Annotated in this window: 10 protein-coding genes; all 10 read right to left on the bottom strand. The window is 43.8% G+C overall.

Annotated elements, in window-relative coordinates; translation table 11 throughout:
- Positions 1 to 13: 13 nt before the first annotated feature.
- The 10 genes from QUA80_RS12365 to QUA80_RS12320 all read right to left on the bottom strand — a co-directional run bounded on the left by QUA80_RS12365 (position 14) and on the right by QUA80_RS12320 (position 13,590).
- Positions 14 to 1,678, bottom strand: a complete 1,665-nt coding sequence (locus QUA80_RS12365; RefSeq protein WP_333424819.1) for a diguanylate cyclase domain-containing protein — start codon at positions 1,676 to 1,678, stop codon at positions 14 to 16.
- 129 nt (positions 1,679 to 1,807) lie between these two features.
- On the bottom strand, positions 1,808 to 2,260 hold the full coding sequence (locus QUA80_RS12360) for a response regulator (RefSeq protein WP_333424817.1): 453 nt from the start codon (positions 2,258 to 2,260) through the stop codon (positions 1,808 to 1,810).
- Positions 2,257 to 2,427, bottom strand: a complete 171-nt coding sequence (locus QUA80_RS12355) for a hypothetical protein (protein ID WP_333424815.1) — start codon at positions 2,425 to 2,427, stop codon at positions 2,257 to 2,259. The genes QUA80_RS12360 and QUA80_RS12355 overlap by 4 nt, the downstream gene beginning before the upstream one ends.
- A 417-nt stretch (positions 2,428 to 2,844) precedes the next feature.
- Positions 2,845 to 4,752, bottom strand: coding sequence for a PAS domain S-box protein (locus QUA80_RS12350; protein ID WP_333424813.1), 1,908 nt, complete (start codon positions 4,750 to 4,752; stop codon positions 2,845 to 2,847).
- Positions 4,753 to 6,693 carry a response regulator gene (locus QUA80_RS12345; protein ID WP_333424811.1) on the bottom strand — a complete coding sequence of 647 codons (1,941 nt, stop codon included), beginning with the start codon at positions 6,691 to 6,693 and terminating at the stop codon, positions 4,753 to 4,755.
- A 77-nt stretch (positions 6,694 to 6,770) separates the two neighbouring features.
- Complete coding sequence (locus QUA80_RS12340; RefSeq protein ID WP_333424809.1) at positions 6,771 to 6,923, bottom strand: hypothetical protein; 153 nt, start codon at positions 6,921 to 6,923, stop codon at positions 6,771 to 6,773.
- Between the two features lie 36 nt (positions 6,924 to 6,959).
- Entirely contained in the window at positions 6,960 to 10,118 is a 3,159-nt protein-coding gene (locus tag QUA80_RS12335; RefSeq protein WP_333424807.1) for a PAS domain S-box protein, read from the bottom strand.
- The gene (locus tag QUA80_RS12330; protein ID WP_333235853.1) at positions 10,115 to 10,513 is read right to left on the bottom strand and encodes a response regulator; all 399 of its coding nucleotides are present in this window, start codon (positions 10,511 to 10,513) and stop codon (positions 10,115 to 10,117) included. Before QUA80_RS12330 ends, QUA80_RS12335 begins: the two co-directional genes overlap by 4 nt.
- 68 nt (positions 10,514 to 10,581) lie before the next feature.
- A complete protein-coding gene (locus QUA80_RS12325) occupies positions 10,582 to 13,116 on the bottom strand; it encodes a CBS domain-containing protein (RefSeq protein WP_333424805.1) in 2,535 nt (844 codons plus the stop codon).
- 300 nt (positions 13,117 to 13,416) lie between these two features.
- Positions 13,417 to 13,590: an ATP-binding protein gene (locus QUA80_RS12320; RefSeq protein WP_333424803.1), complete on the bottom strand. Its 174-nt coding sequence runs from the start codon at positions 13,588 to 13,590 to the stop codon at positions 13,417 to 13,419.
- Positions 13,591 to 14,748: the final 1,158 nt, after the last annotated feature.

Below are 14,748 nucleotides of genomic sequence, written 5' to 3'. Positions count from 1 at the left end.
TTACTTTCAAAGTTTAGATAAAAAGCGGGGAAGATTCCGATTTGCTGCTGGCGTGACAAATGCGATTTTTGCCTTCGGTTTTGGCTTGATAAAGGGCGCTGTCAGCATTCCGAATTAGGGTGTTGCGAGATTCGCCGCCAGAAGGAATCGCCGTAGCAATGCCGCAACTGAGGGTAACGTAGGGGCAGATCGACGATCGCGCGTGGGGCAGTTTTAAGCTGGCGATACCGTCGCAAATTTTCTGGGCGACAGCGTTTGCCCCTTCGGCGTTAGTGTTGGGCAGCACTACGGCAAATTCTTCGCCGCCGTAGCGGGCTGCCAGATCCCCAGCCCCCTTGACAGCTTTGGCGATCGCCGCGGCAACTTGGCGCAAACAATCGTCGCCGCCGAGGTGACCGTAAAACTCGTTGTAAAGTTTAAAACAGTCGATGTCAAAGATCATTAAAGACAGCGGCAGTTCCTCTCTTGCCAACCGCCGCCACTCTAACATCAAAACCCGATCGAAGTGGCGGCGGTTGGCAATGCCCGTCAGTCCGTCTGTAGTTGCCAGTTGCTGCAATTTTTGATTGGCTATTGCTAGCTGGCGGTAAAGTTGAGATTGCGCGATCGCGATCGCCACTTGATTTGCTAAGTCCTGTAAAAAATCTATTTCCCACTGCTGCCATTCCCTGACACCGCTGCAATTGTATGCTGTCAGCATTCCCCACAAACTATTGCCATTTTCTGCGATCGAATCCGGCGCACTTGAAACCTGCACCTGCGGTTTACCGATCGCCGCCGACTGCCAGATATAACTTTCGGCTGCATCTTCTGTTGTTTCTTCTTCCCAAACAGTGTTTTCTAATCTTTGGTTTACCGTTTCCCAGTCGCCAGATTGCCAAATTGGAACGCTTACAACTGCTGTCATTTCACAATCTGCCAGCAATTCTTTGCAACTGCCAGCCAAGTCCACAGCGCTGACATCTGCTATTGCTTGTACCGACTGGGATTCGACCAAAACAAAGCATGACACCGCCAAAGCAGCACTAATATTTTGGTTTTCAACATAACCCAATGGCAAACCGTCACCTGCGACGATCGCACCTTTTTGCTCTTCCCCGTCGAATTGAGACGCCCCATCCTGACAGCAATAAATTAAAACGCGGTCTGTTTTGAGAAATTGGCGCACTTCTGCGACTGTACTTTGGAGAATGCTTGCCGTGTCTATTGAGGATCGAATATGTTCGATCATTTTGCCCAACAGCCGCTCTCGGAGGGCCTGCTGCCGCAATTGTTCTTCGATTTGCTGGCGTTCGATCGCGTAATGGATTGCCCGCACCAGCAGAGTTCTGTGAAATCTTCCCTTTACCAAACAATCTTGAGCGCCCGATCGCAATACCGACAGGGCCGTATTTTCATCGTTGATATCTGTCAGCACCACAATTGGCACTGTGGGCGATCGGGCTTTCAAGACGGAGATCGCCTCCCTTCCCTCCAAGCTGTCTGACACTGACAAATCTAATAGTATGGCGTCAAAGTTTTCTGCTTCCAGACACCCGAGTCCTGTCTCCACAGATTTAACAGTTTGGAGGCGAAACAGAGATTCGCAGAATGAGCCTAAAAGGTCTTGGATCAGCATCGAATCTGCGAGGTCTTCCTCAATCAACAAAATCTTCAGAGATTGGTTACGTGTTAACACAACTATAGCGTTGGAAGCGGGTTGAAGGAAACTTTTTAGTTTTGAGATCGATACTTGCGATCGGGCCAATATGTTGGTTTATCAAATTCGCTCTACACTCAAACTATCGATCTAGCCCAGAATTAAAGCTTACTGCTCCGGCGGGAGAGAAACTATTTCAAACCAATACTGACATAAAGTCTTCATTACTTCCACCAATCCTTCAAAAGTGACTGGTTTGGATATGAAAGAATTAGCACCCAAGCGGTAGCAAAGCAATATATCTCCGCTGCGGTGCGAAGTTGTTAAAATCACAACCGGAATTTGTTGTAAGTCGGGGTCAGATCTGATCGAAATTAGTGTTTCTCGCCCGTCAAGCCGCGGCATATTCAGATCCAAAAGTATCAAGTCGGGCCGATGCCAATTTCTCCTACCAGTATATTGACCGCGACGATACAAATAGTCTAGCACTTGTTCTCCATTTTCCACAAATTCGCTCCTGATGGCTAATCGAACTTCTCGCATTGCTTCCTTCACCAAAAATCGCGTGTCCTCGTCATCGTTGGCTATTAAAAGAGTAAAATTTTTCTTTTTATAATTCACGGCTTTGCCTCACGACCAACAGATTTTCTGAGGTGGCGGGACTTGGATCGGTGTCTGAGCGCCTGCAAATCATAGGTTGCCATCATCCGGCAAATATGGCTGAGAACAATAAATTTGTGTTGCAGCAATTTCCCGTTTTGCTTGATTCGCAAAAGTTTTGCACTCATGCTTGTTTCAATTAGCAGTCTGTCCGAGAACCTGCCAACTGCAAAGACATCACAAATTATTGTCCGCGAACTACTAGGGAAACTACTGAATCCCAAAGCAAGATGCTCTGGATAAAGTTGAAAGAAACTGACAAGTCTTACGGGCACCGCTGATTTTTAAGTTGTATGAGGATCGAGCTAATAGATTTATAGTGATAGATTTTTAGATGTATGTCATCAGTGAATATGCTACAGTTTCTGCACCGTTGTGTAAAGAAAAGATAAAGATATTTAAAGCTTAAGTAAAACATTTTCAAAAAAGAATGCAACTTTAGGCAAGCTTCAAACCCTAGTAGTCATCAATCATTCCCAGTTCTTCAATTCTTTAATCTCAAATGGTATAAATGACTGCTGACTTCTGCAGGCGGACTGCTGACTTCACTTTTGTTCGAGAATAGAAAAATAAAAAGTCGAGCCTCGATGGGGTTGTGATTCTACCCAAAGGCGACCGCCGTGCCGATCGACAATTTTTTGACAAATCGCTAAACCGATACCGGTTCCCGAATACTCTTTTTGGGTGTGCAAGCGCTGAAAAAGCTGAAAAATTCGCGGATGGTACTGTTCGGCAATGCCAATACCGTTGTCCTGCACCGAAAACACCCAGTTATCGCCCTGACGCGAAGCGCCCACCTGCACCACCGGCGCATCGCTGCTGCGGTACTTAATGGCATTGCCAATTAAATTTTGAAACAGTTGCAGCAGTTGAAAACTATCACCTCTTACCCTTGGCAAATCCCCCCTAGTAACAGAAGCTTGATTTTCCCGGATAGCCAACTGTAAATTAGCACAAGCATCCTCAAAAACCCGATTGCAATCTATCAGCTCAAAAGGTTTCTGACTGCGGCCGACCCGCGAATACTCCAGCAAGTCATCAATCAGTGCCTGCATCCGCCCGCAAGAATTAACAATATTGCGGATAAAATTATTCCCTTGGGCATCAAGTTGGTTGTGATAGCGTTTTTCTAATATTTGAGCGTAGCTGGAAATCGTGAGCAAAGGCGCTTGCAAATCGTGAGAAGCCACGTAGGCAAACTGTTCTAGTTCGGCATTAGAACGAGTTAATTCTTGAGCGTAACGGGTTTGAGTGTCTAAACTCGCTTGCAGCAGTTCTTGTACCAGCTTGCGTTCGGAAATATCCTGGATCGCACAAATCAAATACTGCGGCGTCCCCTCGGCATCGCGCATTGCCGAAACAGTAACATTTGCCCAGCGCACTTCCCCATCTTTGCAGATCAAACGTTTTTCCCTAGAAAAAGTTTGAATCTCCCCGGATAACAGCAAGCGCAGGTTTTCTCTGTCAGCTTCGATGTCATCCGGCTGAGTAATTGCCTGGAAATTTTGCTGTAACAATTCCGATTCTGCATAGCGGACTATTTGACAAAAGCCGGGATTTACACGCATAAATTGACCGCCAAGCCCGGTTTTAGCTATGCCGACTGCCGCTTGCTCGAATATCGCGCGGAAGCGTTCTTCGCTTTCTCGCAGGGCAATTTCTGCTAGTTTGCGATCGGTGATGTTGCGAAAAGTTACTGCCACACCATCGTTTAATTTGACCGCAACAATGTGCAGCCAACCACTTGTATCTCCATCGTGTTCGTAATAAAATTCTTGGTCTACAGTTGCTCCTGTTTCTACTACAGAAACATACAAATCAAATAACCCGTTTTTGCGAAGTTCTGAAATTTCAGCCAATAAATTCTTGCCAACTATCTCTTTTAATGGCAGACCCGAAATTTTTTCGGCGGCAGGGTTGATCAACAGCCACTGAAAATTCACAATCTTTCCCTGACTGTTGCGGACGGCAGAATAAGCCACCACACCGTCTAAGGAACTATTTAATATGCTAGCAAGCAGCGACTGCGACTGTTGCAGTTGAGCGTTTTGCTCTTTTAGTTGCTGTTGCAGTTTTTGCAAGCCGACTTGCTTGTCGATGCGCGCTAAAACTTCTTCTACTTGAAATGGTTTAGAAATATAGTCAGCACCGCCAACTCTAAAAGCTTGTAATTTATCGTTAATGTCATCTAAGACGCTTAAAAATATCACTGGAATTTGTTCAGTTTCCGCTGTCGATTTCAGTCTCCGACAAACTTCATAACCGTTCATTTCCGGCATTCTAATGTCGAGCAAAATTAAATCGGGGCAATGGGTAATCGCAGCATTCAACGCCAGTTGACCGCAAATAGCTCGGTAAACTTGATACCCCTGGGCTGTTAGCAGTTTGGATAAGAACCGCAGATTCCTCGGTTGGTCATCAACCACCAATACTTTAATTTCGCTATTATCCATTTATTTTAAACTCGCTTGAGTTAAATCCATTATCTTGTCGAGTCGGTAATCAGCAAGCAAATCTTTTAAAGCCTCAGCTAAAGTTGGATGACTTTCCCAGATGCGATCGACAATTTGAATCGCCAGCTCTTCATTAACATCACTAACTGCTTCGTAGAGTTCCTGCACCCAATTGTGAGGCATCTCGGCCAGCAGCCTCCGGAAAAATGAATCTGGTTTTTCGCTAACAAAATAACGGCGTAAAGTCCCCGCTCCCTGTGGGGGGAACTCTTGATAAATATAGCGCACTCCCAAGTAGCAAGCCATCTTATCAAAGAGGATGAGTTCTTGAAAAGGTTTCCGCACAAAATCGTCGCAACCTGCAGCGATAATTTCGGCTTTTGTTTCCTCAAAAGTGCTAGCAGTCAGAGCAATAATTACAGTTCGTGGCTGAGTTTTTTTCTCTTTAGCTCTAATTTGTCTGACAGCTTCAAAAGCGTCCATTAGTGGCATTCGCGTATCCAGCCAAATTAAATGAGGCTGCCAACTTTCCCACAGTTCAACAGCTTGGCAGCCGTTTTCCGCTTCTTGGACTTCAAAACCAATTGGTTTCAACATTTTAACCAGCAGCAGCCGATTTTCTTGATTGTCGTCAACTACTAAAATCCGATAAATAGGTTGGTTTGCTTCTAGTCCGATCGCCCGCTGCAATGTCGGGACTGTTATTTCAGACGAAATAGCGGGACATACTCTGATATTAAATTGAAAACAGGTTCCCTCACCTAAAACACTTTTTACCTCAATATCCCCGCCCATTATCTGCACATATTTTTTAGTGATTGTCAAACCCAATCCCGTACCCTCTGCAACTTTTTTCCCCGCTTCTGTTTGCACGAAAGCATCAAATAAAGTATCTATTTCTGGTGCTGCTATGCCAACTCCTGTGTCTTCAACTTCAAACAACATTAAACATTCATCGGCAGAGGTAGAGTTAAGATAAATCTCCGATTCTGCCGGTTCCGGCTGCTTGTCTGCCAGGCTCACGCGCAGCCAAATGCTGCCGCCGTCGAAAGTAAACTTTATGGCATTTCCCAGCAGGTTGATTAAGCAGACGCGGAGCTTTTTTTCATCTGTTTTTATATATTGAGGAACATTCGCCTGCACGGAAAATCTCAGTTGCACTTTTTGGGTTTCAGCTTTGATCTGAAACATTTCTTCGAGAGTGTCGAGGAGTTGATAAAGGTCAAAGCTGCGTTCATCTAAGCCAATGATCCCTGCTTCTATTTTTGACAAGTCTAAAACATCGTTAATTAGTTCCAGCAAATGTTGACCGCTGCGGTTAATAATTCGGAGATTTTGGAGATTTTCGTGGCCCAGGAAACAGTCGCGGCTCATGACTTCGCTAAAACCCAGAATAGCGTTCAGGGGAGTTCGCAATTCGTGGCTCATGTTGGCAACGAATTGACTTTTGGCAAGGGATGCAGCGGCTGCTGCTTCTTCGGCTTTTTTGCGTTCTATTATTTCTTGTTGGAGTTCTGTATTGCGATCGATCAATTGTTTTTTGAGTCTTTGGATAGTCAGTTGGTGTTCGATTCGCGCTAAAACTTCTGCTACATGAAACGGTTTTGTAATATAGTCCACACCTCCAACTTTAAAGGCGGTTACTTTGTCCAATACTTCATCTAAAGCGCTGATAAAAATAACTGGAATTTCTGATGTTTTTGGCTCTCTTTTGAGCTGAGTGCAGACTTCATAGCCGTCCATTTCCGGCATTTTGATGTCGAGCAAAATCAAATCTGGAGAACCAGAACGGGCGGCTCTGATTGCCATTTTGCCGTTAATTACGCCCCGGACTTTGTAGCCCCGATCGGAGAGCGTTGCTGATAAAACTTGCAAATTTTCTGGAGTGTCGTCAACAATTAATATGTTGCCTTTATTATCTTCTGTTTGATTGCCGGTCATCGAGCGCTATTTTTTGTTAAATTAAGAATTTCTGAGATTAGGAAAACCAGTTAACTTCTGATTATAGCACTACTTCGTCAATCAACTAATTTGAGATTTACATAAATTATATCATTTGAGATTTGGGAAAGACTGATGATTACCAAGGTTGGGAGTTTGGCTACAGGTAAATTAGCCGATCGCCCGCCGGCGAGTTTACAAATAGTCGATCGACCTAAACCATCAATCATCCCAAACCCGCCCCCTCTTGCTTCTTGCTTCTTCCTTCAATAATTTCTATATTCCTCTATCAAATCAATAATCCGATCGCACCGGAAGTTATTCGCCAAATCGGCGAGCGCGCTGCGAAAACTAGCATTAATAGGAGGAATCGACAACAGCAGCCGAAAAATCCGCTCGTTATCAACCGCATCCGCCGCAGAATACAATTCATCAACCCATTCTGCAGGCATAGCTTCAAAAAATGAAGCATTGAGCGTACAAGCCAAATCAGCCGTTTCAGTTGCCCTGGAAACCTCGCCGGACGCCACAGCATCAGAACTTAGCGAAGCTTCTCGATCGTAAACATAGCGAACTCCCAAATACTTAGCCATCTTTTCCAGAATCACTTGCTCTCGAAAAGGCTTCGCTACAAAATCATCGCAACCTGCAGACAAAATCACCGATCGCTCCTCATCAAAAGCACTTGCCGTCAGAGCAATAATCACCGTTGCTTGACCTTTCAAATGCGCTTTAATCCGTTTAGTAGCTTCGTAACCGTCCATCACCGGCATCCGCATATCCATCCAAATCAAATGAGGTTCCCAACTCGACCACATTTCCAAAGCTTTAACACCATTTTCAGCGTCCTGCACAGCAAAGCCGAGGGATTTCAGTATTCTGACTAACAGCAAGCGACTTTCCAGGCGATCGTCAACAGCTAAAATTCGGTATTCCGGCTGTCCTGGTTCGAGACCCACAACGCGGCGAGCTGTTTGAGCTACCTGAATGTCCACTGCATTAGGGAGCGAAACTTTAACATCAAATCTAAACACGCTGCCGCGACCGACACGGCTTGCCACTGTCATTTTTCCTCCCATTAACTCGACGAACTGTTTGCTGATCGGCAAGCCTAAACCGGTTCCTTCTTGAGTTTTTTTTCCGCTTTCTGTTTGTGCAAAAGGTTTAAACAAATTTTCCATTTCTTCCGCATAAATTCCCGAACCCGTGTCTTCCACTTCAAATAGCAAACAGCAATTATCACTTAGCTGAATCTCTGTGCATTCTTGCTTTTTGAACAGCTCATGTTTAATTCTTAAATTAACACCACCTTCAGCAGTAAATTTAATAGCATTTCCCAGTATATTAATTAATATTTGGCGCAACTTGCTTTCGTCTGTTTCTACATATTGAGGTAGGTCGGGTGTGGAATCAACAATTAACTGCAACCCTTTTTTTTCTGCTTGCAGCTTCAGCATATCTTCAGTATTTTTTAACATTTTGTGCAAGTCAAAGGTGTTTTTATTAAGTGTCACCAGCCCCACCTCAATTTTTGACATTTGAAGAATATTGTTGATCAGATCGAGCAAATGTTCCCCGCTACGGGTAATAATTCCTAAGTATTGCTGTTGGTCTACACTGAGAGCTGGGTCACGGGTCAGCAGTTGGCTGAAACCGAGAATTGCATTGAGGGGAGTTCGCAATTCGTGGCTCATATTCGAGAGGAATTCGCTTTTGGCTCTGTTGGCTCTGTCGGCTTCTTCTTTAGCTTTTTTCAGAGCTATTTCTGCTTGTTTGCGCTCGGTAATATCGCTAGCTGTACCTGTTGTGCCGATGATGTTTCCTTCAGCGTCCAAGCGCGCGATCGCCTTGGTATTTACATCAATCGGTCTGCCGTCTTTTCCCAATACTATACTTTCGTACTGAAATATAGAATCTCCCGTCAGCAAGCGGTGCTGAATTTCCCAGTTCCGGTCTATTTGTGCTGGCGCTAAAAAATCGCTAAAAGAACAGCCGATCATTTCTTCAGGGTCGTAACCGTAGATTTGTTTGACTGCTTGGTTCACAAAAGTAATGTGTCCTTCAGCATCACAAGACCAGATAATATCTTGAGAAGTTTCAACTAAATGACGGTATTTTTCTTCGCTCTCTGCTAGGGCTATTTCTGCCAGCTTGCGTGGGGTAATGTCCATCAACGTTGTGAAGAGTTTTGTCACTTGCCCGTGTTGGTTGACAATTGCTTCTCCTCTGGCTTCGATGTAGCGGATGAAACCGCATTCACTTGTTTGTAACGGGCAATTATCCGCAGCAATTGTCACTTCAGGTCGCAGGATTCGATATTCTAAACTGTAGGATTTCCCACTAGCAATAGCAGCATCGATCGTTGTTTGCCACTTTTGTCGATCGTCCGGATGCACGTATTGCGGAAACTCAGTTAGTGTGGGCGCAGCCTGGTTTGAATCGAGACCGAAAATCCGAGATAATTCTTCCGACCAAGTACTTGTGTTGGCAGAGAAATCGTATTCCCAATTGCCGACCCGGGCAATTCTTTGCGCTGCTGCTAAAGAAGCTGCTACAGCTCGGAGTTTTTCTTCGGCTAATTTGCGATCGCTAATATCTTGAATCACAGAAATCACGCAGGTTTCACCATGAATGTCAATGATTTCTGCTGACAGCAGCCCGGTTCTTAGTGCCCCACTTTTAGTGCGCAAATTAAATTCGTAGTTACAAACAATTTTTTTTTGTTCTAACATTTTAAACAGCTCGGCGCGGGCTTGTATACTTTCCCAAAGATTCAATTCAAGCGCCGTGCGATCGATAATTTCTGCAGCCGAATAACCGATTGTCTGGCAAAATGCCTCATTAATTTCTAAATAACGACTGTCTTTAAGTCTGGTAATACTAATGGGGTTGGGAGAAGAACGAAAAGCTTTAGCAAACTTTTCCTCAGACAAGCGTAGTTGTGCAGTCCGCTCCTCTACTAAAGTTTCCAATTCTTGATTCAGCTTTTGGAGTTGAACATTTTGTTCCGTTAATTGCTTCTCCATAAAATAGCTGTTAACCGCTTCTTTTACCGTCAACTTCAAATCTTCTGACTGCCAAGGCTTCGATATGTAGCGGTACAATTTAGCATATTTAATAGTATTTGCGACTGCTTCGAGGTCTGCTTGCCCCGTTAGCATAATTTTGATAGTTTTTGGCAAAATTATGTGTATCTGCTTCAGCAATTCGTCCCCTTTGATATTGGGCATTAGATAGTCAGAAATCACTGCCACAATTTCGCAGCCCTCTGCCAGTAATTCCTCAATTAACTCTAAAGCATCTTCGCCCCCTTCAGCGGTTTCTAATAAGTGTTCTTCTCCCAGGGCTTTTTTTAACTCTATTTTCAAACTTTCAAGAATTATCGGTTCGTCATCCACGCAAATAATCACAGGTTTATTGTTCATATTTTTGCCAAACCACTTTTTATAGTTTCTACTAATTCTTTGCGATCCCACGGCTTGTACAAACAGCGGTGCAAATTTGCTTGCTCTTTCACCCGTGCTATTGCTACTTCGTCGGCTTGCCCGGTCAGCATGACTTTCACAATCTTGGGATATTTTTGGTGAACCCGAATTAAAAATTCATCTCCTTTAATACCTGGCATTAACCAGTCAGATACTATGACCAAAATATCACTTTCATCTTCTTCTTGAATTTCCTCGATAATTTCCATAGCTTCATCGGCATTTTCTGCTACTTCATACAGGTAAGCATCCCCAAATTCTTTTTTAAGTTGAATTTTTAAACTGTTTAAGACGACAACTTCATCGTCAACGCACAAAATTACTGGTTTTGGCATAAAATTTTACTGTTTTTAAATTTTAAATTTCGGAGGTTGTGCCTCATTTTTTAAGGGTAACTAGGGATTTAGATGGGCAAAGAGACAGTAAATTTGGTTTTACCGGGCACGCTTTCTACTTGCAGTTCACCTTGGTGTTTTTCAATAATTTTATGAACTATATCCAATCCCAAACCGCTGCCTTCTCCGGGAGGTTTAGTTGTGAAAAATGGCTCAAAAATTCTCGGCATAATCTCTGGGGGAATGCCGGGGCCACTGTCGGTAATACTGACTGATATTGCGTTCGCTTGGTGTTTGACATCAATTTTTAACACTCCTTTGTTGCCCATCGCTTGTAAAGCATTGTGAAGCAAATTTGTCCAAACTTGATTTAGTTCATCAGGATAGCATAGCACAGAAGGCAAATCAGTACCATAGTTTCTGACTACTTCCACACCGTGTTTGATTTGGTAGTGGTAAAGCATTAAAACAGTATCAATGCCGTCAGTAATATTAGCGCTAGTCTTGGAACCCGACTGGTCGTAACGAGAGTAGCTTTTCAAAGCAAAGACGATTTTGGCTGCCCTATCTGTAGCATTAGCAATATTTTTAGTGCTTTTTTGTACGGTTGCAAATTGGTAGGCAATTTGTAAAATATTTCGATTTTTTCTGTCTTTTAGCAAAGGTAAAAAAGGTTGTACATTATTGCCAATGCCAATATCTAATAAGGTACAGGCAAGGCTGTCGGCGTCGTCAATTTGTTCTGATTCTAATTGACGCTGCAAATTTTTTTTAAAGTGACGTTTTTCTTTACTAGATAAGCTGTCTGTTTCTTGGCTTGACTGGTGCAACAAAGCAAAGAAATCCTGCCGCCGTTCCGGGGATAGTTGTTGGAAAAATATCGGCAACTGCTGCAATTGTTCGGTCCAGAAGTCGGCGATGTTCTGCACCGAAGAGCGAATCGCCCCTAAAGGAGAATTGATTTCGTGAGCAACTCCGGCAATTAACTGTCCGAGGGCTGCCATTTTTTCTGACTGAATCAGTTCTTTTTGAGTGCGTTTCAGTTCTTGCAGGGTATGAGCTAATTCTGCATTTTTTTGGGACAGCGCTGACTCTGCTAGTTTTCGGGCGCTGATGTTGCGGGCAACCCAAATTACTGCATCTTTTGAGAAGAAAGAAATGCAAGCGGAAAACCAAATTTCGCGACCGCTAACTGTTAAGCTGTAGTCAAAATTGAGAGTTTGTTGCGTCTCTAATACTTGCTGAACTAACACCCACCAATCATCCGGGTTGTCGTCGTCAAAAAAATGTTCGATGGTCAAGCTGACTATATCGCAATCCGGGTCAGAAAACGCTGCCACATTTGTAGGTAAAACTTCTATGTTGCCATGAATATCTAGCACTAAAACGATGTCTGTCATCGCTTCAAAAACTGCGCGAAGTTTGCTTTCAGAAAACTGCAATTTTTCTTCAATCAATTTGCGGTCGCTAATTTCTTGCTGCAATTCTTCGTTACTGGCTTCTAGTTGAATCGTGCGGTCTAAAACTCGCTGTTCGAGTTCGGTGTTGAGGCGACGGACTTCAGCTTCAGCGGTGGCGCGGTCTTGTATTTCCTTTTTTAACTTACTGTTAGCATTAATTAATTCTAAAGTTCGCTGTTTAATTTTTTCTTCTAAATTTTCATTTAAAATCCGCAACTTTTCCTCTACTTCTGTTCTCCGAAACGCTTCTTTTTGCAAGTGTTCGTTCATTTGTTTTAACTCCTGAATTTTTTCGGCAACTGTTTCCTGCAAAAGCTCGACATTCGCGTGCATTTCTACTGGATCTAAGGCCTGCAGCAGGGTAATTTCGGTCACAATACCGGCTAAATATCCTTCCTCATCCACCACCACCAAGCGCCGGATGCGGTGCTGCTGCATTAATTGGTGAGCCTGCCACAATGTGGCTTTTACGTGCAACGGTATCAGGGGAAAACTCATCGCGGCGGTGACAGGAGTGCCGGCGAAATCGAGTCCAGAAGCTTGGAATTTAACAATGTCGCGTTCTGTAATTATGCCGACAGGTTTCTGATTTTTGTTGTCGCTGTCACTGCAAATGACTATGCAGCTTTTGCGCTGGGTTGTCATCTGTTTTGCGACTTCTAAAACTGAGGCGCTGGTTGAGGTAACTATTACTTCTGCGGTCATAATTTCTTCGGCGCGCCACATTTTCAGCAAGTCGCCCGGTTTCAGGATTTGACGGATACTTTCGCAGGTGATAGCGCCTAGCAAGTTGCCACTTTCGTCTGTGAGGGGCAAATGACGGGTTTTTGCCGATCGCAATATGCTCAATACCTTGAAGATATTCCCCGCTCTATCGAGGTTCAGGGCGATCGGGTTTTCAGTCATTACCTCAGAAATTGCCACCCCTGCTAGCGAAATACCCCTAGCAGTTATTTCCACAACATCGCGCTCTGTAAAAATTCCGAGTAGTTGCTGCTCAAACGCGATTAAAATGCAACTGGCCTTCGCCTGAGTCATGGCAGCGATTGCGACTTTCAAAGGTGTGTCTGGAGGCAGCACAGGCAGTTTGGGGTCGATCGCCTGTTCTAGCAAGCTGTGGGTATCAGAAACTGTTGTTGACATGGGCAAATCAAGGGGATAGATGCAGGCGGAACCAGCTATTAATATTATTTTAGATTTCAGATTTTACAGTCGCGCTACGCTGACCAAGAATTTCAAAGGTGGTACCCGCCACGCGATCGATCCGTGGAATCAATCGAAAATCGAAAATCGAAAATCCTCAAGAAAGAGCATTTATCTCGCGCAAGTCAATCTAAAATCTAAAATCTAAAATTTAAAATCGATTGACCGCAATCGAGGTTTGACATCGGTCTAGAGTTGGATTTTTAGTCGCGGATCTGTAGCATTTTTAGTGCGATAGCGTTAAACGGCTATCGAAATTGACACAATAAAGGTTCTTTGACCGAGAACTGATGTTACTTCTATTTTACCCGAAGGTTTTTCCACAATTTTTTTAACAATATCCAGTCTCAACCCGCTGCCTTCGCCGCCGGGTTTTGCGGTCAAGAACGGCTCAAATATTCGCAGCCAAATCAAATCCCCGGGGAATTCCTTTGCCGCTGACGAGCAGGCTCTGATTTTATGCTCTTGCCTCTACGTTTAAAACTCGGCAATTGTCCGCCGCCGATCAAGCATTGTGAATCATATTTTGCCAAACTTGATTTAGTTCGGCTGGACAACACAGCAATTGAAGCCGTAGAGCTTGATAATGCCGGACAATTTGTCATCTGTCTTTTTGTTGAAATAAAGAGTTAATATAGTTTCAATACTCTCACTAATATTGGCAATTACTTTTCTCCCGTACAGTGAGAGCGAGAATATTTTTTTCAAGCGAAAACTACTTGGGCTGCTCTATCTGTAGCAGCAGATGCTCTGCTTGGCAAGGTGTCGAGAAAGTGCAGGGAATATCGGCCTGAGTCAGGCAGTTAAGCACCGCTCGATCAAATATAGCGATCGCACTGCAAGTTTATTGATTTTTGAGTTCAGCTAGCAGGTTGCTAGACGCGGCAATTTCATGTTAGAGGTCTGTAAGGTGTTGCCAGAAAAAAATAGGAATATTGATATTTGGGTTTGTCACCATAACCGACAAGTTCAAAATCTCCCTTTTTGAGAGCGCTTGGATAGCTTTATAGGAACATTGCTAGGGTTTCCACAACACGATATTTGCTGTGAGCGATACAAGCTGATACTATATATAATATCTTGCCTCACAAGCTTTTGGCATTGAACATCAATACTAAGTTGAAAGCCAAATTTACTAACTTATTTGCCGGTTGAATGTCTTGAGATTGGGGGTTTAAAACGACCCCCCAAGCCGCGTTGAAAAAAGCAGAAATCGGTGACTTTTGCTACAGCAACACTTCGGACAGTTTTTGATGGCCAACCGTAGAATAAAGGTTTCAGGGCGATCGGTAAGATGGGTTCTCTTGCCGAGGCACACTATAAGCTTTCTGGTAAATCAAGGTTTCAGACTACGACCTCAAAACTTAGTTCGCTTACGCAAGCAGACCGAATAAACCCGGTTTATTCGTATATTTGTCGTTCCTGGTCGTCAACTTTTTCGTAGGGGAATAAGCGTCCCCATGCTTAAGCCTTGAAATTGTCCAAAGTTTTGCAGTAATACCATTTTTCTAAAGTTATGCTAGAGTTACCTGAAAAGTAAAGGAGAATATTAAAATGTCTGGGCGTCCTCAT

The sequence above is a fragment of the Microcoleus sp. F4-D5 genome (assembly GCF_036704885.1).
Taxonomy (GTDB): domain Bacteria; phylum Cyanobacteriota; class Cyanobacteriia; order Cyanobacteriales; family Microcoleaceae; genus Microcoleus.
Note: the sequence above shows the minus strand (reverse complement) of the source record. Positions and strands in the feature narration are given on the sequence as shown.

Bases quoted from the DNA above. Each gene is read 5' to 3' on its own strand.
- QUA80_RS12355 (WP_333424815.1), bottom strand. From the start codon at position 2,427: ATGAGTGCAAAACTTTTGCGAATCAAGCAAAACGGGAAATTGCTGCAA.
- QUA80_RS12350 (WP_333424813.1), bottom strand. From the start codon at position 4,752: ATGGATAATAGCGAAATTAAAGTATTGGTGGTTGATGACCAACCGAGG.
- QUA80_RS12345 (WP_333424811.1), bottom strand. From the start codon at position 6,693: ATGACCGGCAATCAAACAGAAGATAATAAAGGCAACATATTAATTGTT.
- QUA80_RS12340 (WP_333424809.1), bottom strand. From the start codon at position 6,923: ATGATTGATGGTTTAGGTCGATCGACTATTTGTAAACTCGCCGGCGGG.
- QUA80_RS12335 (WP_333424807.1), bottom strand. From the start codon at position 10,118: ATGAACAATAAACCTGTGATTATTTGCGTGGATGACGAACCGATAATT.
- QUA80_RS12330 (WP_333235853.1), bottom strand. From the start codon at position 10,513: ATGCCAAAACCAGTAATTTTGTGCGTTGACGATGAAGTTGTCGTCTTA.
- QUA80_RS12325 (WP_333424805.1), bottom strand. From the start codon at position 13,116: ATGTCAACAACAGTTTCTGATACCCACAGCTTGCTAGAACAGGCGATC.